Origin of the sequence: Arthrobacter sp. V1I9 (assembly GCF_030817075.1) — a bacterium.
GTDB lineage: Bacteria > Actinomycetota > Actinomycetes > Actinomycetales > Micrococcaceae > Arthrobacter.
The window spans coordinates 2,059,987-2,081,623 of sequence record NZ_JAUSYU010000001.1 but is presented as its reverse complement, the minus strand read 5'-3'; the positions used below and the strand labels follow the sequence as shown (position 1 = coordinate 2,081,623).

The 21,637-nt window shown below is 65.3% G+C and carries 18 protein-coding genes and 2 pseudogenes; 15 read left to right on the top strand and 5 right to left on the bottom strand.

Annotated features, from left to right (window positions below; genetic code table 11):
• The first annotated feature begins 297 nt into the window (after positions 1-297).
• From QFZ70_RS09875 to QFZ70_RS09855, 5 genes and pseudogenes are all read left to right on the top strand, one after another.
• Positions 298-906, top strand: coding sequence for a lytic transglycosylase domain-containing protein (locus QFZ70_RS09875; RefSeq protein WP_307095261.1), 609 nt, complete (start codon positions 298-300; stop codon positions 904-906).
• 532 nt (positions 907-1,438) lie between these two features.
• Complete coding sequence (locus QFZ70_RS09870) at positions 1,439-2,143, top strand: HNH endonuclease family protein (RefSeq protein WP_307095259.1); 705 nt, start codon at positions 1,439-1,441, stop codon at positions 2,141-2,143.
• Between the two features lie 299 nt (positions 2,144-2,442).
• Positions 2,443-3,102: an HNH endonuclease family protein gene (locus QFZ70_RS09865; RefSeq protein ID WP_307095257.1), complete on the top strand. Its 660-nt coding sequence runs from the start codon at positions 2,443-2,445 to the stop codon at positions 3,100-3,102.
• A 188-nt stretch (positions 3,103-3,290) separates the two neighbouring features.
• Positions 3,291-4,184: an SMP-30/gluconolactonase/LRE family protein gene (locus QFZ70_RS09860; protein ID WP_307095255.1), complete on the top strand. Its 894-nt coding sequence runs from the start codon at positions 3,291-3,293 to the stop codon at positions 4,182-4,184.
• 73 nt (positions 4,185-4,257) lie between these two features.
• A pseudogene (locus tag QFZ70_RS09855) lies at positions 4,258-4,476 on the top strand (aldo/keto reductase); the annotation flags it as partial.
• Between the two features lie 93 nt (positions 4,477-4,569).
• Here QFZ70_RS09855 and QFZ70_RS09850 read toward each other — a convergent pair.
• Positions 4,570-5,167, bottom strand: a pseudogene (locus QFZ70_RS09850) (dihydrofolate reductase family protein).
• Positions 5,168-5,445: 278 nt separating this feature from the next.
• Between QFZ70_RS09850 and QFZ70_RS09845 the strand changes: the two are divergent.
• The 3 genes from QFZ70_RS09845 to QFZ70_RS09835 all read left to right on the top strand — a co-directional run bounded on the left by QFZ70_RS09845 (position 5,446) and on the right by QFZ70_RS09835 (position 8,609).
• Positions 5,446-6,075 carry a dihydrofolate reductase family protein gene (locus QFZ70_RS09845; protein WP_307095254.1) on the top strand — a complete coding sequence of 210 codons (630 nt, stop codon included), beginning with the start codon at positions 5,446-5,448 and terminating at the stop codon, positions 6,073-6,075.
• Positions 6,076-6,179: 104 nt separating this feature from the next.
• The gene (locus QFZ70_RS09840; RefSeq protein ID WP_307095253.1) at positions 6,180-7,217 is read left to right on the top strand and encodes a beta-galactosidase; all 1,038 of its coding nucleotides are present in this window, start codon (positions 6,180-6,182) and stop codon (positions 7,215-7,217) included.
• On the top strand, positions 7,218-8,609 hold the full coding sequence (locus tag QFZ70_RS09835) for a hypothetical protein (RefSeq protein ID WP_307095251.1): 1,392 nt from the start codon (positions 7,218-7,220) through the stop codon (positions 8,607-8,609). It abuts the gene before it with no gap.
• Here the strand turns inward: QFZ70_RS09835 and QFZ70_RS09830 are convergent.
• Positions 8,606-8,857, bottom strand: a complete 252-nt coding sequence (locus tag QFZ70_RS09830) for a hypothetical protein (protein WP_307095249.1) — start codon at positions 8,855-8,857, stop codon at positions 8,606-8,608. The two genes, QFZ70_RS09835 and QFZ70_RS09830, sit on opposite strands and share 4 nt — an antisense overlap.
• Before the next feature lie 207 nt (positions 8,858-9,064).
• Here QFZ70_RS09830 and QFZ70_RS09825 point away from each other — a divergent pair, with 207 nt between their 5' ends.
• The 3 genes from QFZ70_RS09825 (at position 9,065) to QFZ70_RS09815 (ending at position 13,552) form a co-directional block, all read left to right on the top strand.
• A complete protein-coding gene (locus QFZ70_RS09825; protein ID WP_307095247.1) occupies positions 9,065-9,733 on the top strand; it encodes a cyclodeaminase/cyclohydrolase family protein in 669 nt (222 codons plus the stop codon).
• A 358-nt stretch (positions 9,734-10,091) separates the two neighbouring features.
• On the top strand, positions 10,092-11,480 hold the full coding sequence (locus tag QFZ70_RS09820) for a sigma 54-interacting transcriptional regulator (RefSeq protein ID WP_307095245.1): 1,389 nt from the start codon (positions 10,092-10,094) through the stop codon (positions 11,478-11,480).
• A gap of 65 nt (positions 11,481-11,545) precedes the next feature.
• Positions 11,546-13,552, top strand: coding sequence for a VWA domain-containing protein (locus tag QFZ70_RS09815; RefSeq protein ID WP_307095243.1), 2,007 nt, complete (start codon positions 11,546-11,548; stop codon positions 13,550-13,552).
• Between the two features lie 37 nt (positions 13,553-13,589).
• Here QFZ70_RS09815 and map read toward each other — a convergent pair whose 3' ends face one another.
• A complete protein-coding gene (map, locus tag QFZ70_RS09810) occupies positions 13,590-14,372 on the bottom strand; it encodes a type I methionyl aminopeptidase (RefSeq protein WP_307095241.1) in 783 nt (260 codons plus the stop codon).
• A gap of 70 nt (positions 14,373-14,442) precedes the next feature.
• Positions 14,443-15,726, bottom strand: coding sequence for an MFS transporter (locus tag QFZ70_RS09805; RefSeq protein WP_307097848.1), 1,284 nt, complete (start codon positions 15,724-15,726; stop codon positions 14,443-14,445).
• A gap of 128 nt (positions 15,727-15,854) precedes the next feature.
• On the opposite strand from QFZ70_RS09805, the gene QFZ70_RS09800 reads away from it, so the two are divergent.
• From QFZ70_RS09800 to QFZ70_RS09785, 4 genes are all read left to right on the top strand, one after another.
• Positions 15,855-16,799 (top strand): 5'-3' exonuclease, encoded by a 945-nt coding sequence (locus tag QFZ70_RS09800; protein ID WP_307095240.1) that lies wholly within the window; start codon positions 15,855-15,857, stop codon positions 16,797-16,799.
• 203 nt (positions 16,800-17,002) lie between these two features.
• Positions 17,003-17,143 carry a hypothetical protein gene (locus QFZ70_RS09795; protein WP_307095237.1) on the top strand — a complete coding sequence of 47 codons (141 nt, stop codon included), beginning with the start codon at positions 17,003-17,005 and terminating at the stop codon, positions 17,141-17,143.
• A 117-nt stretch (positions 17,144-17,260) separates the two neighbouring features.
• Entirely contained in the window at positions 17,261-17,686 is a 426-nt protein-coding gene (locus QFZ70_RS09790; protein ID WP_307095235.1) for a ChaB family protein, read from the top strand.
• Positions 17,687-17,719: 33 nt separating this feature from the next.
• Positions 17,720-19,900 (top strand): elongation factor G-like protein EF-G2, encoded by a 2,181-nt coding sequence (locus QFZ70_RS09785; protein WP_307095233.1) that lies wholly within the window; start codon positions 17,720-17,722, stop codon positions 19,898-19,900.
• A gap of 36 nt (positions 19,901-19,936) precedes the next feature.
• On the opposite strand, the gene QFZ70_RS09780 is transcribed toward QFZ70_RS09785, so the two are convergent.
• The gene (locus QFZ70_RS09780; protein WP_307095232.1) at positions 19,937-21,634 is read right to left on the bottom strand and encodes an alkaline phosphatase D family protein; all 1,698 of its coding nucleotides are present in this window, start codon (positions 21,632-21,634) and stop codon (positions 19,937-19,939) included.
• Positions 21,635-21,637 lie beyond the last annotated feature (3 nt).

Here is a 21,637-nt window from a genome sequence, read left to right as displayed (position 1 = left end):
ACCGATGGAAACGGCTGAGGCGCGGATGACAAAATTACGCCGCAAGTTTAGGAGCGCCAGTGACCGCGTAGGCGTGCATTCAATGCCCACGAAGGCCCTCGGTCACGGTCAGCGCCAATTGGATGGTTTGATTAGTCGGTGCTCCGTCTCAGACGCCTTTTGGTATTCACCTTGTTTGCGGTTTGTGTCTTTACCGCATTCTCGTTCTGGGCGCAGGGGCAATCCGGCGCGGGCGCCCGTCGTGCCTTTTCCCCGCCGCCGCGAGCCGAGGCAGAGCTTGAAAAACTGTCCACTGGCATGACCACCGCCGTGAACGTAACCCGGAGTCCGGATGCCCAGTGGATTAACCGGGCTGCCGGGCAGACCGGGATCCCTGCCCGCGCGCTCAGGGCGTACGTCGCCGCGGCTGTCACGGCGGATGATTCCGTTCCGGCCTGCGGTATTGGCTGGAACACCGTGGCCGCCATCGGTTTCGTCGAAACAGCGCACGGGACTTACGGCGGCGGCGGCCTAACTGCCGACGGGCAGGTGAGCCGCCCTATTGTGGGCCCGGCTCTCAACGGTTCCGGATTTGCCGCCATCGCGGACACGGACGCCGGTTCCCTGGACGGGGACACTCAATGGGATCATGCGGTGGGACCGATGCAGTTCATCCCCTCCACGTGGCAGCTCGCAGGGCGGGACGGGAACGGGGATGGAACAGCGGACCCGTTCAATATCGACGACGCTGCCCTCAGCGCGGCGACTTATCTGTGTGCCCACGGCCGTGACCTCACAACCGCGGACGGATGGACCGACGCCATCTACTCCTATAACCAATCCGATTCCTACATCCAGCAGGTGCGTGACCAAGCCACCGCATACGCCGCGAAGGCCGGCACGCAGGGTGAGTCCAAGCGGTATTGATCTGCTGGGAGCTCGCTTGCCTATGGCGGTGTACGTGGGTCTGTTCGCGGACGGAGCACAACGTCTGACGCGGAGTGAGGCTCTTGCCCTCCTCGTTGAGCGGGTCAGAAGTGTCACGGCTGGCGGGCTGCCAGAGCGCTCTGGCCCGAGTGCCTTTCCGACGCCGTTGCCGAAAGTGGGCCAAAAGAAAGGGTGCGTACGTTGTGCAAACCTTTCGTTTCGGACCCGGTCCAACTGCCCTCGAATTGCTCACGAATTGCATGAATTTGAATAGCCAGCGCCTGCTGAATCCCTGAGCATGTATGGAGGGCTACGTCCTCATCGGTACCCGCTCGAAAGTCAGACTGGCCACCGCGAACTGAGCCGGGGCCATCGATGCTCCTCTTTGCCCGGTTGTAACAATCACCCGAGCATGACGAGCCAAGCGGACCGACAGAGGGAGTGGACGTGTGACGGGCACCACGGACACGCCTGCCCGCGGCGGGCGCTAGTCGACGTTAGCGTGGAACAACCCCTTCTAACAATTAGGACCATGAAGACCCCCTGTTCTCCCGCCAAAATCCTGACCGCCGTGACCGCCTTGATGATGGCTGGGTCACTGGTAGGTTGTGATGCTGCAGCCAACGCCCTTGAGGTCATTGAGCGTCCAACAAGCATCGCTGCCGGTGCTAGCAGTGGCGCCGCCAACGCCCTCGTCCAATTGGAGAGCATCCCGGTGAAGGGACGCGCGCCTAAGACTGGCTACACCCGGGACGAGTTTGGACCGGCGTGGTCGGACACGGACCATAACGGGTGCGACACCCGAAATGACATCCTCGCCAGGGATCTGACCAACGAAACGTTCAAGCCGGGTACCAACGGCTGTGTGGTCACCACTGGAACCCTGGCCGACAAGTACACCGGCACGACCATTAACTTCGTACGCGGCCAAAATACGAGTTCGGAAGTCCAGATAGACCACATCGTTCCACTCAGCGACGCATGGCAGAAAGGCGCACAGCAGCTCAGCGCCGACCAGCGCAAGCAACTCGCCAATGACGCCCTGAACCTTATGGCAGCTGATGGCCCGACTAACAGTGCCAAAGGTGACAAGGACGCGGCCACTTGGCTGCCGCCGAACAGGGCCTTTCGATGTGAGTACGTAGCACGCCAAACTGCCGTCAAGGCCAAGTACGACCTCTGGGTTACCCCGGCGGAGCACGACACCATAAACGGGATTCTCGAACGCTGCAGGTAGACCTAAGGAGCCGCCGGAGCCTTCCTGCCGGTCATATCGACCGAAAACGATTTTCCGATGCAGATGCGCTGGCCCGGTAGGGAATTCTTTATCAAGACGGGTGCGCAACTCGTCGATTTCGAAGCCTCCGAATCGATAGCATCAGCTCTGCGTCACCAATTGAAGGAAGAATAGTCATCATGCTCCATTCCCGAAAGAGTTCCGCAGTTTAAGCGCATTTTTGAAGAATAGGGCCGTGCCCCCTGCAAAACTCGGTTCAGCGCTCACGGAGGGCGCTCCAGCATTCCATGGGGGACACATTGAAAATCAGATTGGCGCTTGTCACAGCGCTCTCCTTCGGACTGCTCTTCACAGGCATCTCTGCACCAGCGGAGGCCAGCACTCCCACCTACGTGACTAATCTTCGCGCAGCAGTCCGCGCACTGCCCGTAGCGGTAGAGAACAACGCCGGGTATGACCGGAACCGATACTTCGGGCAATGGAATGACCAGAACAGGGACTGCCAGAACACTCGCGCAGAAGTTCTCATTTCCGAGAGCAAAGTCGCCCCTAGGTACACCACTTCTCGTCGTTGCACCGTGGCAAACGGTAAATGGGTGACAACGTTCGATAATCGCACGCACACCTCAGCAAGTACCGTGCAGATCGACCACATGGTGCCCGTGCACGAGGCATGGGGTTCGGGCGCCAGGGCGTGGACGCAAGCGCGCCGGGTCGCGTTCTATAACGACCTTGGGTACGCGGGCTCGTTGAGCGCCCAGACCAGCAGGCTGAACTCCTCCAAGCAGGCTTCCGGGCCTGAGCAGTGGCTGCCGCCGGCTAACGTGTGCCTCTACATCGCACAGTGGACCACCGTGAAGGCCCGTTGGAGGCTGACCGTGGATAAAGCGGAAAAGGCCGCGCTGATCAGGCACGCTGATCGGTGCGCGCCCATGCGGCTCTCCATCACGAGGGTATAGGGAGGCCTCAACAGGCACTCGGACACCCAATACACCCCGCCCGAATAGAGGACCACGGAAGAGCAGGGCCCATCCCTGCCGTGGTTGTGGATCCTTTCGCGCTATCGTTTCCCGTGATGCCTGCGGACCTGGGCGCGGCCGCCGCGGGCGTTTCGTGATCAGCGGCAGGGACAACAGAAGGGGTTCCAATGGGTGTTGAACTGACCACTGGCCGGTTGGAGCGTCTGTTTACGGGGTCGATATGGGCTGAGGGCCCCGTGTGGGTCCCGTCGTCGCAGACTGTGCGCTGGAGCGATATCCCAAATGACCGTATTCTCGAGTTCGACCCGGCCACGGGGAAAACCGGGGAATACGCAGTCGGGGTTCAATTTACCAACGGCCGGACCCTCGACGGCGATGGCAGTGTTGTGCAGTGCAGCCACGGACGCCGCCGGGTTGAACGCGACCGCCAGGGAACAGTGACAGGACTGGTTGATTCCTTCCAGGGCCGCCGGCTGAACTCACCTAACGACGTCGTGATTGCCCGGGACTCGAGCATCTGGTTCACCGACCCGCCGTACGGGATCCTTCCCGGCACGAAGGAAGGGAACGAGGGAGAGCAGGAGTACGGCGGCTGTTACGTTTTCCGGTTCGAGCCTGCATCGGGAACCCTCACTCCGGTGATCACCGACCTCGTCTACCCGAACGGCCTCGCTTTCGCACCGGATGAGTCGGTCCTTTACGTCGCTGACACGGCCGGTCCCGGTCGCGGTGTGCCGTTGAGGATTGCCGCCTACGATGTGCGCGACGGCGCGTGCGACTCCCGCGGAACAGTTCTTAAGCTTGAAGAAGGCTGTGCTGCTGACGGCTTGAGGGTAGACGTCCAAGGCAGGATCTGGACCTCTGCCGGCCCCGCCGTCCGGGTCTATTCACCGTCCTTCGAACTCCTGGGCATCGTGGCCGTGCCCGAGAGGGTCTCAAACTTGTGTTTCGGCGGCCCGGATGGCCAGGAACTTTACATCACCGCTACCACCAGCCTGTACCGGATCCGCACCACCACACGCGATGCGGCCGCCTTGAATTATCAGGCCACCGACAACTGATCACGAGGACAAGCACGCAATACCGAACCCTGGGCCGAACCGGCGCCGTCGTTTCTACCTACTTGCTGGGAACCATGCCCGGGACCCCATCAGCCCGTTGGAGGATACCCTGCGCTTCCTCGACGACGCAGTCAGCCGGGGCAAGATCGCGTATTACGGCTTCTCCAACTTTCTGGCGTGCCAGCTGACCAAGGCCGTACATGTCGCCCGCGCCCGGGGCTGGCACCCGCCGGTTAGCCTGCAACCCCAGTACAGCCTGCTGCTCCGGGAAATCGAATCTGAAATTGTTCCGGGCCGTGGAGGACATCGCCGTGGCGGGGTCTATCCGTACGGGCCCATGGCGCAGGAGCAGCGCAGCCGCAGAATTGAGGGTGGACGGTAGGTATCAGCGGATAACCCGGTAGCGGACGTGCGTTACAAGGCGGGTGCCGCTCACTTTCCGTCGGCTCAAGCTTTAGGTTCCCGACGCCGTCGAGCAGCCGCTCGCCTCCTCCCAGGACGAGCGGCGCGATGTGGAGCCGCAGCTCGTCGATCAGTCCGGCCGAGAGGAATTGGCGGGCAGTCTCGGCGCCTCCAGCTATCGCGACGTCTTTGCCGGCAGCCGCTTCCCGCGCCTGGTTAAGTGCCGACTCTATTCCGTCGTTCACGAAATAGAACGTGGTGCCGCCCTCCATCTCCACGGGCGGGCGTTGATGATGCGTGAGGACAAAGACTGGGGCGTGGTACGGAGGTTCTTCGCCCCACCAGCCGCGCCAGTCCTCATCCCAGGGCCCTGCCCCCGGGCCGGCGAACATGTTGCGGCCCATGACGTACGCACCTGCGGAGAGAATCCCCTCCAGTGCCGCGGCGTTGTCCTCGGGTTCCTCGAACTGCCACCGGTGCAAGTCCTCCCCGCCTTCGCCCAAGGGGTTGGAATGGCTCTGGTTCGGGCCGGCAAGGAATCCGTCGAGGGATACGGTGAGATCGCAGGTGACTCTGTTCATGGCTTCCTTCAGCGGTGGCCGTTTGTTGAGGGCGTAAATCGATACGGGCCATGCTATTGGCGTTCGACGGCGGCCGGAAGGGGCGCGATGATCGGGTGGGATGCAGTGCGCTTTGACCAGGCGGATTCAGGTCCTTGCATATTGGAACACGGCGGCACCAGCGCTGATCTCGACCAGAGCGCCGGGAGCGCCGAGCGCTGCAACCGCCCTCCGGTCCCTTGTAGGTCATATCCCCGCGGGGATAGCATTGCCGGCACCTGCCATCAAAGGAGACGGTCATGGGCGCAAACTCTTCAGAGGCGTCATCGGCTGAACTTATGGTTGACCTCATTATTTCCCTTGACGGGTACGCCTCGGCCGAGGGATGGCCTGGCTGGTGGGGCCTGGAGGGGCCCGAATACCTGGCCTGGCTCGAGGGGGAAGGGAAGAAGGAGTACACCTTCCTGATGGGCGCGAACACGTACCGGCTAATGTCCAGCATGTCCGGTGAGGCCGCGGCGGAAGGCTCTGGATTTTCGAAGGAGGAGGGTGCCAGCCTCACTGGCCTGGCCGCCGTGCCCAAGGTCGTCTTCTCCTCCAGCCTGCAGGCGCCCCTAGCTTGGGCGAACTCGGAGTTGGTGGCGGGTGACGCGGTGGAGGCCGTGCGGGAGATGAAACGGACCGGCACCAGGCCCTTGAGCACCCTCGGCAGCCTCAGCCTCAGCCGTTCGCTGCTGGCGGCCGGCCTCGTGGACAGGTTCCGGCTGGTCGTGTTCCCGGTGATTACAGGCAGGACGGGGCGGGAGCGCATCTACGACGGTTATCCGGACGTCTCGCTGGAGATGGTGGACAGCAGGACTTTTGACGGTCGCCTCCAGCTGCTTGAATACGTCCCGACTATCCTCAACGGCCCGCCATCTGACCGCTGACGCTGTTGCAGGAGGCCTGCGGCCACAAGTATTCGGGGATCCGGTCGGAGTGGCGCGCATGACAGCTTCATCCGGACCGCCCCCGAAGCTGAAAGAATCCACACATGCGCTTTGATGACAACACCCTCAAGCAACAGGGCCCCCTCGAAATGGCCGGCAGCGTTGAACTCCTGAAAGCCACCCACCGGCCCCACGATCGGGGCCTGCAGCTCCCGCCCATGAGCAACATCGAGGATCCCCACAGCAGGTGGCGGCTTACCACCCACTACATCGAATGCGCGGGCCGTCCCGCGGTGCCGGTGTCAGGCGAGATCCACTTCAGCAGGCTGCCCCGCAGCCGTTGGGAAGATCGCCTGCGGCTGATGAAGGCCGGCGGCGTCACGGTAGCAGCCTGCTATGTCTTCTGGATCCACCACGAACGATCCGAGGGTGAGGCGCGCTTTGACGGCAACCTCGACGTTGCCGGCTTCGTTCGTCTGTGCGACTCTCTTGGCCTTGACGTAGTCCTGCGTATCGGGCCCTGGGCCCACGGCGAGGTCCGCAACGGCGGTTTCCCGGACTGGGTGCAGGCGGCCGCCGTCGAACACCGCACCAACGACCCTGCCTACCTCGCCCTGGTGGAACGCTGGTTCATCCGCCTCGGCGGGGAACTGCGGGGGCTGACCGGGCCGGGCAGCAACATCGTCGGCATCCAGCTGGAAAACGAACTCTACGACCAGCCCGGACACATCAGCGAGCTCAAGAAACTGGCCCGCGCGGCCGGACTCAGCGCCCCGATCTGGACGGCGACTGCCTGGGGCGGGGCTGATATCCCGGAGGAGGCGGTCCTGCCGGTCTTCGGAGGGTACGGTGACGGATTCTGGGTGGACGCCGATGCCCCCTGGGACCCCACGTTCCGGCAGCACTACTTCTTCAGCCACCAGTGGGACGATCCCGGCATCGGCGCCGACCTTCGCGAGCACTTCTCCGGCAGTGATGCAGCACCGCCGCGCTCGCCGTCCGCCCTCTACCCGGCAGCCACCTGCGAGCTGACCGGCGGCATGGCGACTGCTTATCAGCGCAGGCCGTGGCCCCGGGGCAAGGATGTGGCTGCCGTGGCCAACAACAAGATCGGCAGCGGCTCCGGCTGGCAGGGCTATTAAATGTTCGCCGGCGGCACGAATCCTCCCGGCGGCTTCCAGGAATCCCAGGCCACGGGCTACCCGAACGATCTTCCGGTGATCGACTATGACTTCCACGCCCCCATCGGCGCCACCGGCAGGCTGGCTCCCAGCTTCGGCCTGCTGCGCAGGCAGCACGCGTTCCTTGCCGCCTTCGGCGACCGTCTGGCACCGATGCCGTCTACGCTCCCGGACGACGTGCCGGCTGGTATCGAAGACTCGGAGACGCTCCGGTGGGCGATGCGCTCGGACGGGCATTCGGGCTTTGTGTTCATCACCTGGCACCAGCCCCACCTCCCGCTGCCGGACTACGCGGCAGCCCAGTTCAGCCTGTCACTCAACGAGGACACGGTAACCTTCCCAGCCAACCCCGTCTCCATCCCCTCCGGAACAATTGCCACTTGGCCTGTGAACCTCGAGATAGCGGGAGTGCGCCTTACCTGGGCCACGGCGTCACCGCTGACCCTTTTGGGCCCGGCCTCCTCACCAACCCTGGTTCTCGCCGCCGACGCCGGAATAATGCCGCAGTTGTGCCTGCCCGAGGGAACATCGGTTAAAGGGCCTGCTTTTGCCCTGGGTGACAACGTCTACGGCGTCGATGCCGCAGAACCAGCCACCCTGACTGTGAAGTCCACGGAAGGGTCCATGAATATTCTCGTTTTACCCTCTGAGCTGGCTGACCAGGCGTGGGTTCTTGAGACACCACGCGGACGAGACCTGGTCCTGTCAGGTGACCCGCTCTGGGCCGGTGAGGATGGGCTCCTGGCCGGGAGGTCGCTCGGGGCTGCTTCCGTCCGGCGGTACGCGGGCGGGACCGGCCAGTTCGAGGACGTCGACATCCCGGCGCCGGAAACTGCACGCGTGCGGGTGGCACTCGGTGCAGAACGGATCCGCAATGCAAAGCCGGTCCCTGCTTCGTTCGGTTCCCTGGCCGGCCGGGCGGCGGCCCCCGGTGATGCCGCCATCGCGGAACTGGCGGAGGTTTACAGGATTGACGTTGCGACGGCGGGCTTCCTTGGCGCAGAGGGGCATAGCGAACTGGAGATCGGGTGGGCCGGCGACGTTGCCCGGCTGCTCATTGATGGCTCATTGGTTGCCGACCGCTTCTGGGACGGTTCCCCCTGGGTCATTGACACGCACGACGCCGGCATCGGCCCCGACTCGGAGCTCCAGCTCCAGATCCTTCCGCTCCCGAAGGACGCGAAGGTTGGGCTGCCGCTGGAAGCCCAGCAGCGGCGTGACGCCCTGGACGGCGACCTGGCCGCCCTGGACAAAGCGGAGCTGCTCCACTGGACGACGTGGCAGGAGAATCCCGCAATTCGGCGCCGTGCAGCGGACTGTGCCCTGAAAGCCGGCCAAACGGAAAGTCCTTAAGCTTCCCGCGGGGCCTCGGACTGGGGACGAAGCCATTGGCGGACCGCCGTGAGGACTTCCTCCGGGTCCACCGTGTATACGATTCTCGGCTCCGAGGTGGGGGACTGGCTGTACGTCACGCGTGCGCGAAACCGCTGCGACTGGTCCGGTTCGCTCCAGGTGCGGATAACCAGGGTGCCCATCGATGGCATTGCCCGGCCCAGCTCGTCTCCGTCAGGAAATTCTGACGGCGGACCATCCTGTGTCATGGCATGTCACCTTACTCTTAGTCTCCGCACACCCCGTTACCTTGATCCTGCTAAACGACTATCAGGAAACGGCCTGGGTACGCCCAAAATTAGCTCAAGATCGCCCGAGGAATCAGCGAGGCGCGGCCAATCCGACGTTCGGGCGCCGCCTGGCGCCTTCCCGTGGCGCCGCGAGCGAACGACTGATGAGGGGGCACAATAGGAGCCATGGCTGAATCTGAAGCGGTGACAACCCAAAGCTCAACGGTAGAGGAATGGACGCAAGCGCTGGCAGAGTCCAAGGGGTCGCCGGGCGGAGGGGCAGGAACGGGGGTTATGCTCGCCATTGCCGCGTCGCTGGCGTCCATGGTGGCCGGCTACACAGAACCAAGCCAGGACCAGGGCGGGGAGCTGACGGACATCCATGCGCGTGCACGTGCACTCCGCGAGGCTGCCCTTCAACTGGCCGACGACGATGCTGCCGCCTCCGAGGCGTTCGGCGCGGCTTTCCGCCTGGAACCAGGGCAGGAGCGCGATGACGCGATCCACCACGCGTCCGTGAACGCCGCGAAGGCGTCGGCCGTGCTGGGCGAACGGGCCATGGCAGCCATTGAAGACCTTGGCTGGCTCGCTTCCCACGGGAACCCGGCGCTGATCGCCGACGTCACCGTCGCATTCGGCGCCCTCCGGGCGGCAGTGACTGGTGCGCGCACGAACGTCAGTTTCGATCTCGCAACGCTTCGATCCGCCGGTGCCACGCTCGAAGGGATCCGCGAAGAGCATCCAGTTCTGTGGACAACTGTCCAGCAGCTTAATTCGGCCCTTGACCGGATAGACCAGCTGACGGCCGGGGTGGATCACCGCGCCGCCCCCACCGACACCGGCGCCCTGGACTAGAAGGGTGCGGGCCGGGAGACCTTGGAATGCGCCGGCTTAGCCCAGCTGCAGGTCCCGCGCCTGCACCTGAGGATCCTTTTCATCCCCAGTGCCCATCCAGCCCGCGGGATGTCACGGCGTCCTCAGCCCGCTCAGCGGATTCGACGTCGAATTCACCATCAGTACAGCAGGCGGCTGCCCGTTGGTATAGGAGATGGCCGACACCGAGGCCGACTGGTCACGGTCCGCTGGAACAGGGTGGCCTTCGGCTCCGGCATTGCCGCAAACATCTGCCTAAGCGTAGGGCAATTGATGACCCTGTGGGCAGCGACCTGAAATTATCCTCGATTCACGGCACACGTCGGTCTACCGTGGAGGGGTGAGTGATCGACCCGATATTTTCACCGTTGGTGAACTGCGTGCCGCCGGCCATATCCAGAAGGACCTGCGCCACGAAATCCGCGACAACCTGCTCACCGCGCTCGCCGCCGGCCGGGATCCGTGGCCGGGGCTGTACGGTTTCAGCCGCACCGTCCTTCCCCAGCTCGAGCGTGCCCTAATCGCAGGGCACGACGTGGTCCTGCTGGGCGAACGGGGGCAGGGCAAAACACGGCTCCTGCGCACGCTGGCCGGGCTCCTGGACGAATGGTCCCCGGTGATTGAGGACTCGGAACTCAACGAGCACCCGTACGAGCCGATCACCGAGCAGTCCCGCGCCCGCGCCCTCACGGAAGGAGACCGGCTGCGGGTGGCGTGGCGCCACCGCTCCGAGCGGTACGTGGAGAAGCTTGCGACCCCGGATACGTCCGTTGCCGACCTCGTCGGTGACGTGGACCCGATGCGGGTGGCCGAGGGCCGCCGCCTGGGCGACCCGGAGACCATCCACTACGGCCTAATCCCGCGCTCCAACCGCGGGATCATTGCCATCAACGAGCTGCCCGACCTCGCCGAGCGGATCCAGGTGGCGATGCTCAACGTCATGGAGGAACGCGATATCCAGATCCGCGGCTACGTTCTGCGGCTGCCGCTGGACGTGCTCGTCGTCGCTTCCGCCAACCCGGAGGACTACACCAACCGCGGCCGGATCATCACGCCCCTGAAGGACCGGTTCGGCGCCGAAATCCGCACCCACTACCCGATAGAGCTGGACGACGAAGTGGCGGTGATCCGGCAGGAGGGGCAGCTCGTGGCCGACGTCCCGTCCGTCATCCTCGAGATCCTCGCCCGCTACACCCGCGCGCTCCGGCAATCCCCGGCAATCAACCAGACCTCGGGAGTATCGGCGCGGTTCGGCATCGCAGGAGCTGAAACGGTCGCCGCAGCAGCGCTCCGTCGTGCCAGCGTACGCGGGGAGGGCGAGGCCGTTGCGAGGATCGTTGACCTCGGCACCGCGGTGGACGTCCTCACGGGCAAGATCGAGTTCGAGTCGGGCGAGGAGGGCCGGGAACAGGCCGTGCTGGACCACCTCCTGCGCACCGCCACCGCCGAAGCCGTGCGGGCGCACTATCAAGGCATTGATCTTGGTCCGCTGGTCGCCGCGCTGGACGGCCACACCACCGTCACCACGGGCGAGCACGTCACGGCGCAGGAGTTCCTCGACAACCTGCCGTCCCTCAACGGATCGGGACTTTATGACGAGATCAGCGGCCGCCTCGGGGCGACTAACGCCGGGCAGCGCGCCGCCGCCATCGAACTCGCGCTGGAGGGCCTCTACCTTGGCCGCCGGATCTCCAAGGAATCCGACGACGAGGAAACCATCTACGGGTAGCAGCAGGGCGGCCGGGAACTGGTCAGCCAGCAGCAGCACGGCCGGAGGAATAACCAGGAGGCGTCATGGGCATCCACAACCACTCCGCCAGGTACGGCAGGTACACGGGCGGGCCGGACCCTCTCGCGCCGCCGGTTGACCTCGCAGAGGCGCTCGACGCCGTCGCCGAGGACGTGATGGCCGGCTACTCGCCCCGCCATGCGCTGCAGGAGTTCCTGCGGCGCGGCGGCCGGAACCGGGAAGGCCTGGACGACCTCGCCCGGCGCGTCCAGCAGCGCCGCAGTGGGCTCCTGGGCCGGCACCGGCTGGACGGCACCCTCAACGAGGTCCAGAAGCTGCTCGAGACGGCAGTGCTGGAGGAACGCAAGCAGCTCGCCCGCGACGCGATGATGGACAACACAGACCGGGCCTTCCGGGACATGCAGCTGCAGAACCTGCCGCCGTCCACGGCGGCCGCCGTGAACGAGCTCGCCTCCTACGACTGGCAGTCCAGCACCGCGCGGGAGGCCTACGAGCGGATCAAGGACCTGCTGGGCCGGGAAGTCCTGGACCAGCGGTTCGCCGGGATGAAGCAGGCGCTTCAGAACGCAACGGATGAGGACCGGGCGGGCGTGGCAGAAATGCTGCGGGACCTGAACGGGCTGTTGGACAAACACCGGCGCGGCGAGGACACCGACGCGGACTTCCAGCAGTTCATGGCACGGCACGGCAGCTTCTTCCCGGAAAACCCGGAGTCCGTCGAGGAGCTGATTGACGCCCTCGCCAAGCGCGCGGCGGCGGCCCACCGGCTGCTGCAATCCATGTCCCCTGAACAGCGCTATGAGCTGATGCGGCTGTCCGCCCAGGCCTTCGGCTCGCCCGAACTGATGGCCCAGCTTGATCAGCTCGATTCGAGCCTGCGGGCCCTGCGCCCCGGCGAGGACTGGACCGGCTCCGAACGCTTCGAGGGCCAGGAAGGCCTGGGCCTGGGCGACGGCACCGGCGTGCTCCAGGACATCGCCGAACTGGACGGGCTGGCCGAACAGCTGTCCCAGTCCTACAACGGATCAAACCTCGGCGATCTGGACCTGGACGCCCTCGCCCGGCAGCTTGGACAGAACGCCGCCGTGGCCGCCCGCACGCTCGGGGAGATAGAGCGGGCCATGCAGGACGGCGGCTACCTCCGCCGGGGAGCTGACGGCGACCTCCGCTTGTCTCCTCAGGCGATGCGGCGGCTGGGCAAGTCCCTGTTGCGGGACACCGCGAAGCAGTTGTCCGGCCGGCAGGGGCGGCGGGACACGCGGGTGGCCGGGGCCGCCGGGGAGCAGACGGGTTCCAGCCGCCAGTGGGAGTTCGGCGATGCCGAGCCGTGGGACGTCACGCGGACCCTGACCAACGCGATTCGACGCACCGCGGCGGACGGCGGCAACACTGTTACAGGAGTGAACCTCACGGCGGCCGACATCGAGGTCAGCGAAACAGAGGCCCGCACCCAGGCCGCCGTCGTCCTGCTCGTTGATGTGTCGTTCTCGATGGCGGCCGAGGGCCGGTGGGTGCCGATGAAGCGCACTGCCCTGGCCCTGCATCATCTCGTCTCCACGCGCTTCCGGGGAGACCGCCTGGAGCTGATCACGTTCGGTCTTTACGCGCAGTCCATGGATATCGGCGGGCTGACGGCCCTGCCGGTGGGGCGGGAGCAGGGAACGAACCTGCATCACGGACTGCTGCTCGCCGGCCGTTTCTTCCGCCGGCACCCGTCCATGCAGCCCGTCCTCCTGGTGGTGACCGACGGCGAACCGACCGCGCATCTGCTGCCGGAGGGCGAACCGTGGTTCTGCTGGCCTTCGGACCCGGAAACCATCCGCGTCACCGTCGCTGAGCTGGACCGGCTCGGGCGGGCAGGAACGCAGGTCACGTTCTTCCGGCTCGGCGACGACCCGAGCCTTGAACGGTTCATCCAGCGCATGGCGCGGAGGGTCGGGGGCAGGGTGGCCGCGCCCGACGTCGGGGGGCTCGGGGCCGCGGTGGTGGGGGAGTACCTGCGGGCGCACTTCCGCGGGCGGGTTTTCGGCGACACCGACTGGGTTACCTGAATGCCCTGCCCGGGGGCGTTGATTCAGTAGCGTGGCCTCACGCGTGCGCCCGCGTCGGCAGGGTAAGGATTTCAGCTCCGTCGTTGGTGATCGCGATCGTGTGTTCGCTGTGCGCTGTCCGGCAGCCTGTCGCGCTCCGGAGCGTCCACCCGTCGGGGTCAGTGATGAGTTCAGCGGTGTCTGCCATGACCCAGGGCTCCAGTGCCAGCAACAGCCCGGGGCGGAGGGTGTATCCACGGCCGGGCCGTCCCGTGTTGGGGACGTGCGGGTCCTGGTGCATCGTTGATCCGATGCCATGGCCTCCGAACTGGGTGTTGACCGGGTAGCCTGCCTCGCTGAGCACCGTGCCGATGGCGTGGGAAATGTCACCGATACGGGCACCGGGGCCGGCGGCGGCTATCCCTGCGTACAGTGCGCGTTCGGTCGCGTTGATCATGGTGATGCTCTCCAGCGGCTTTGACCCGCCCACGATGAAGCTGATGGCAGAGTCTGCAGCCACCCCGTCTTTGGAGACGGCGAGGTCGAGCGTCAGCAGGTCGCCGTCGGCAAGCGTGTAATCGTGCGGCAGTCCGTGCAGCACGGCGTCGTTGACGCCAGTGCAGATGTAGTGACCGAACGGCCCGCGGCCAAAGGACGGCGCGTAATCGACGTAACAGGACACTGCTCCGGCCTCGACGATCATGGCCTTGGTCCACTGATTGATGTCCAGGAGGTTGGTGCCCACCGTGCTCCGGCTTTTGAGTGTCTGCAAAATGTCAGCAATCAGGGCGCCTGCTTCCTTTGCCCGGTCCAGTTCGGCGGAGTTCAGGATCTCGATCATGCGGCGCCTTTCCCACGCACTGATTACTGTCCCGGCCATTATCCTCAATCCGGCAGTAGCCCGTGGTCTGTCAGGGGAGGGTTTCCTCGGCCGGTCCCTTGTCCGGGTGTTCCGTTGACGAGCTGGCCCGGTCCGCCGGGGAGCCTTGCCGCCGGCTGGCCACCAGGAACGGAACCGCAAGGGTCTGGAAGATTCCCGCCAGGGCCAGCGACATCGGATAGCCGTACAGGTCAGCGCTCCTGCCGAGCACCGGCTGCACCACCACGCCCCCACTCGATCCCATCAGCGAGTCAAAGCTGAGCACGGTGGCGCGCTGCTTCGACGGGATCATGTCGTTTATATACGCCTGCCGCACGGGCATTGACGCGGAATCGATGACTGCCCACAACGTCAACAGGACCAAAGCCAGCCAGAACACCCGGGTAAAGCCGAGCACCACCAAAAGCACCGCACTGATACTCCCGCTGAGGATCAACACCGAAGTGCGCTTGCGGAACAGTCCTCGGACGTAGGGCGCGAGCCAGCCACCCACCACCTCCGCCCCGGCCACGATGGCGGCCGCCAGCCCGGCGATGGAATACGCGCGGGGATCGCCAAAGAGCTCCAGCAGGTATGGCTGCAGTGCATAGAAAACATAAATCCCGACGCCGGCGCTGAAGGGCGCGGCCAGCATCACGTAGCGGACGGGGCGCACCTTGAAACCATGCTCGATCGAGGCGGACAGCACCGCCCGTGTTGCGCGCAACGGGTGCGTTGAGCGCTCGGGGGTGAATCCGACGTCGTGCATCAAGCCAAAGGCGACCGCAAACATGGCCAGCAGCACGCCCACCCGCACCAGGAACGGCACACCGAGGTCGGTGGCCTGGGCGATCACGCCACCGGCCACCGAGCCGGCGAGCATCGCGACGCCGGCAACCATCTGCCCCCGCCCGAACACGGCTTCCAGCCCGCCTTCATAGCCCGAGTAGCGCAGCGCATCAACGAGCCAGGCCTCAACCGCACCGGAGAAGAAGGTGAAACCCAGGCCAAGCAAAACCGACACCAGAGCCCACAGCAGGAACGGGGCGGAAAACTGCCACAGCAGGTAGTAGAGGTAGGTGGACCCCGCCAGCGTTACGGTGCCAAGCAGGAACGACACCCGGCGGCCCCAGCCGTCGGCGACGACTCCCGTGGGCACCTCGAAAATCACCATTCCCACGGTAAAGAAGGCGTTGGCAGCGAATGCCTCGAAATTGCTGAGGCCCGCGTCCAGCAGGAACAGCGTGTTGACGCCCCAGATGAACGACGCCGCAAGGGTATTGCCCAGCGTCAGCGTCAGATAGATGCGCTGGATCCTCCGGGCCGCGGCGTTCATCGGTTCGCCGGCCCGGCCCTTCCGTGCAAGGAACACGAGGCCATTCTCGCCCCGTACAGGCTCCTTGTGCCAGAGGCGACGCGCCGCGCCAGCCCCCTGGCAGCCGCATTCCATGTCAGGATCAGGGTATGCCTGACCGCCTGATGCTGCTGGATACCGCCTCCCTGTACTTCCGCGCCTTCTACGGCCTGCCCGATTCCATCCGCCGCGCCGACGGGACGCCCGTCAACGCTGTGCGGGGGCTCCTGGACATGATCGCCCGGCTGACGACGGACTACGGGGCGACGCATCTCATCGCATGCTGGGATGACGACTGGCGGCCGCAGTGGCGGGTAGACCTTGTCCCCACCTATAAGTCCCACCGTGTGGCGGAGGTCAATACGGACGCCCCGGACGTGGAGGTAGTTCCGGATGCCCTCGAGGCGCAGCTTCCCATGATCAGGCGCGTACTCGGCCTGGCCGGGATCGCCATCGTCGGTGCTGCCCACCACGAGGCCGACGACGTTGTGGGCACCTACGCCAGCCACGCCGATCTCCCTGTCGATGTGGTCACCGGGGACCGCGACCTCTTCCAGGTCTGCGACGACGCCCGCCAGGTGCGGGTGGTTTACACCGCGCGAGGCATGAAGAACCTTGAGATCATGACCGAATCCGTGGTGGTGGGGAAGTACCGCGTGCTGCCTCAGCAGTACGCCGATTACGCCACCCTGCGTGGCGACGCCTCCGATGGCCTGCCGGGTGTGGCCGGGATCGGGGAAAAGACAGCAGCGTCATTGCTCCTGAAGTACGGCACCCTCGAAAACCTGCTGGAAGCAGCAGCTGACCCGCGCGGGGGCCTGTCGTCACCTGTCCGGGCCAAGCTCGATGCCGCCGCCGATTACCTTGTGGCCGCGCCCGCCGTCGTACGCCTGGTGCGGAACCTTGACCTGCCTTCACTGGAGGAAGCCGGCGCCCAGCTGCACCCCGTCACCGGGGAGGCGCGGGCAGAACTGGAACGCCTCGCCACTGAATGGAATCTCGGCGGATCGGTCATGCGGCTGCTCGACGCGCTGGACCGCACCAGGCCAAGCTGAAGCTTCAGCGCGCGTGCGGTGGACGCTGACCGTGGGCGCACCGGAGAAACTGTCCATTTTTTGAGCAAAAGTGACATGTTGGGCCGGCATTCCGCCCGTTAGGGTGGGCTTCAGTGGTTCAAGCAGCCGGGCCGCTCCATTGGGGGATTGGAATGCTCATGGCTGACAGCCCGGACAGGCGCGGCAATGCCAACGGAGACGCAATGAAAAGCGGTAGCGGCGACGCAGCCGATGCGGACGATGCGGAACTGCAGGCGGATGCCCCTGCTGCCGCCTCGAAGGAAGAGTTCCGCCGTCCGCGCCTTTACGGCTACGACCCCGACCAATGGCCGGAGATCAGCTGATGCCGCCTTCTGGACGGGGATGTCCGGCCCGCGCCACCAGCAGACAAGCCAACCGGGGCGTGGCTAAGCTTGGTGTGTCCGGACCACCAGCCTGCTGACGAAAGCGCGGTGAGTGCAATGCCGAAGACGGGAAAGAACGACCACGCCCGCAAGGACGAGCTTCCCTCAACCCTGCAGCGCTCGGACCGGAAGGCGCAGGATACGTTCGTGAAAACCTACGATTCGGCCATGGAGTCCTACGACCATGACGAAAGCCGGGCCGCCCGCGCCGCCTACGCTTCCCTGAAGCACAGCTACGAAAAGGTGGGGGACCACTGGGAGCCCAAGGAGAAACGCGGCCCCTCGGATGAACGGGCGGAAAAAGGACCCGACGCAGCCGCGCCCACCGCCGGCGGTGTGGACGCCAACGCCTCCAAAAAACATTTGCTGGAGCGAGCGCGTGAATTGGACATTGGCGGCCGCTCAAAGATGGACAAGGACGAACTCGTCAAAGCGCTGCATAAGGCAAATGAGGCCGCAACACGCAAGGCACGCGAAAAATAGACAACAACCAGGCAAAGACGCCAGGAGGTTCCGATGTCGGTCAAAGGCACCAAGGACGCAGCAGGCACCGCAGGACGGGGCGGGCCGGAAGGGCGCCCGGGCAACGGCTCTGCCGGCATCTCGCCGCGGGACCCGGCCACGGTCAGGAATGTGGCACTTGTCGGCCGCTCCGGTGCCGGCAAAACCACCCTTGTCGAGGCACTGCTTGAGGCCAACGGGATGATCACCCGGAAGGGCTCGGTGGTTGAAGGCACCACCGTGAGCGATTCCGATCCCGCCGCCATCCACCAGCAGCGCTCCGTGGCGCTGTCAGTGGTCCCGCTGCCCGTGGCCGGGATGAAGATCAACCTCCTTGATACCCCCGGCTATCCCGACTTCATCGGCGAGCTCCGTGCAGGCCTTCGCGCCGCCGATGCCGTCCTTTTTGCCGTGTCAGCCGTTGACGGCGTGGATGCGGGCACCACTGCGATCTGGCAGGAGTGCCAGTACCTGGGGATGCCCCGCGCTGTGGTCATCACCCGGCTGGACCATCCCCGGGCTGATTACGACGGCGTCCTGGCCGCCTGCCGGGCGGCGTTCGGCGACACGGTGCTTCCGTTGTACGTCCCCGTCAGTTCCGATGGGGACGTCAGCGGTCTCCTCGGCCTGCTGTCCGGGACGGTCTACGAGTATTCGCCGGGCACCGCGGGTGCCACGGCACGCACCGGGGAGCCGCAGGAGATCGCGGCGGCCGATGCTGCACGGGCCGAGCTTATTGAGGGAATCATTGCCGAAAGCGAAGATGAGACGCTGATGGAGCGTTACCTTGGGGGCGAGGACATCGATGCCGGCGTCCTCATCGCGGACCTGGAAACCGCCGTCGCCCGCGGCTCCTTCTTCCCCGCGGTGCCCGCCTCGGCGCTCACCGGGCTGGGTACAGCGGAACTGCTGGAGCTGCTCACCAAGGCGTTTCCCTCGCCGCCGGAACGCAGCCTGCCGCGGGCAACTGACCTGGCAGGAGCGCCCGTCCGCGCCCTTTCCTGCGACCCTGAGGGGCCGCTGGCGGGCGAGGTGGTCCGCACCACCGTGGACGCCTTCCTTGGCCGCGTCTGTTTGGTCCGGGTGTTTTCCGGCACGCTGCGCGGGGACACCCCCGTGCACGTGAGCGGACACGGGCTGGCGGACCGCGGACACCAGGACCACGACACGGACGAGCGCCTCACCCACCTCTACTCCCCGCTCGGAGCCACCCTTCGGCCCGTGCCCTTTTGTATTGCCGGCGACATCGCCGCCGTAGCCAAACTGGGCAGCGCCGAGACCGGGGACACCATTTCGGCCAAGGACCAGCCACTGCTGCTGGCCACGTGGGAGATGCCCGAGCCGCTGATGCCGGTTGCCATTGAAGCCGATTCCCATGGCGACGAGGATGCCCTTGCCCGCAGCCTGGGGAAGGTAGCTGCCGGCGACCCTACCCTCCGGGTGGAACGGAACTCCGAAACGCACCAACTGATCCTCTGGTGCATGGGGGAGGCCCACGCCGAAGTGGTGCTGGACAGGCTGCGCGACCAGGGCGTGAAGCTGCACGCCGTGGACGTCGTAACGCCGCTGCGGGAAACTTTTTCAGCCCGCGCCGCAGGGCACGGGCGTCACGTCAAACAGTCCGGTGGCCACGGCCAGTATGCCGTCTGTGATATTGAGGTTGAGCCGCTGGCCAGGGGCACGGGTTTCGAATTCATCGATAAGACAGTGGGCGGCGTGATCCCCGGAGCGTATATCTCTTCCGTTGAGAAGGGCGTGCGTGCGCAAATGCAGAAGGGTGTTGCTTCCGGCTTCCCGGTGGTGGATGTGCGCGTGACCGTGGTGGGCGGCAAGGCACACAGCGTTGACTCCTCGGACGCGGCCTTCCAGGCAGCCGGAGCCCTAGCTTTACGGGAAGCTGCTGCCGCGGGCAAAATCCAGCTGCTGGAACCTGTCTCGTCCGTGGCGATCAGCGTCCCGGACGAGCATGTGGGGACGGTGATGAGCGACCTTTCGGGGCGCCGCGGCCGGTTGACGGGCACCACCTCCTCCGGCGGGGACCGGACCGAGATCACGGCGGAAGTGCCGGACCAGGAACTGCTGAAATACGCGGTGGAACTGCGTGCCCTGACGGCAGGCACCGGCACCTTCAGCCGCCAGTACATCCGGCATGATCCCGTCCCCGGCAATATGGCCGCTGCCGGGGCCGGCAGGTGATTTTCGGGCGTCAGCGGGGTTGGGGCGCCTGTAGGGTCACGGCACCTGCGGGGCATGCTGCTCCACGGTGCTGGGAGTGATGTTCCTGGGAGTGATGGTGAGGGACGCGACGCGCTCCAGCCGCGGATGGAGCTGGTCGCCGCCCTCCACCACGCCTTTCTGCCACCACAACTTAACTCCTTCGGGGACGACCTCGAGGCATGCCAGGTTGTTGTCGAACCAGGGGCCCTTGATGCCAGTCCACCGGAAGGGCGGGTCCGGTACCTTTGCGGAGCGCGCCGCCACAGCACCCAGGGATGCCGAGAGCCCGTAGGACAAAAGGCCCGTGACGTATCGCATCAGCCGCGGCAGCGGGTTACGGATAGGAGAGCACACCGCTTGGATGATCCTGCTCCCGGTTGCCCGCTGCACTTCTGAGACGTAGGAGAAATGGACATCCCCGGACAGGAACATCACCGTCTCTGGAGCGCTCCCGCGTTGGCCGTCGGCCACTTCGGCGGCCAGGGCGGCCACGCGCTGAAAGCTCTTCTGGAACGCGGCCCAGTGTTCAAGGTCCATAGCCTGGCGCAATTTCTCTGCTGCCTTGGCGGGGAGCTTTCCCCAGGCGCCCTCGGCAATGGCTTCGTTCCAGGACTCCACATAATGCAATCCCATTGGCAGGAGGAACGGCAGTGACGTGGCTACGAGCAGGTGGCGGAAACCGCCCCGCATGCAGCCATCAAGCCAGGCCATTTCCGAGTCGTCCAGCAGCGCCCGCCGGTCCGGAGAAAGATTACGCGCCGCACGTGAGTCGAGCACAATCAGCCTGGTGTCACCAAAGTCCCGGCAAAGGCTCCACCGGTAGGACTCCGGGTTGGCATCGGCACGTTCCACCAGTTGGTCCAGCTCAGCACTTACGTCCAGCTCGTCGTCGCCTGAATGCCGGACCACCCGCTGCCACAGGGCGTCCTGTGCACGCTCCTGCGGGGAAAGGTTCCCCAGATGCTGGTAGACCCAGTACGAAGCCAGCCCCGAAACTACCCGCTCCTGCCACCACGGGGTTGCCGCCATCTCCTGCTTCCACGTTTGGGAGGAGTTCCAGTCATCCCGGATGTCGTGGTCATCGAAGATCATGGTGCTGGGAAGGGTGGACAACAGCCAACGGTTTGTGGGATCGGACCACGCGAGATTGTAAAGGTGGGCGTACTCTTCGTAATCCTTAAGTTCCTTCCCTGGCGGCTCGTCGATGTCACGTCGGGAGCGGATGAACTCCTGCATCTGTTTGCTGGTTGAGTCGGCGTAGACCTGGTCTCCGAGGAAGGCCACCAAATCGGGCCAGGCCGTGCCGTCGTCGGATGCCATCCGCAGCGCATAGGCGCGCAGGGAGTCCACCCCGTGGCTCCGGTTGCCCGACGCATCGTGCGGAACGCTGGTTCGGCAGGAGCCGAAAGCCAGCCGGAGGGGCTTGCCGGGGGCCAGGGTTGCAATTTTCGACGGCGGCAGGTCGGATTCCGGATCGGGCCACACCGGGGCCCCGTCAATCTCAAGAGTGTAGGGAGTGACAGTTGCCGGCTCCAGTCCCGTCACTTCCACCAGTGCGTAGTGGTGGCCGTGAACAGCAAAGGTGCGCGCCGTCCAGACGTTCGCGCCGCCGCGGACCGTCACCTCCGCGGCATTGAGCGTCTCCACCCAGATGCTCGCCGAAGTTTCATCCACGTACCGCATCATGGGACCGAGCAGCAGGGGCGATGTCATGAA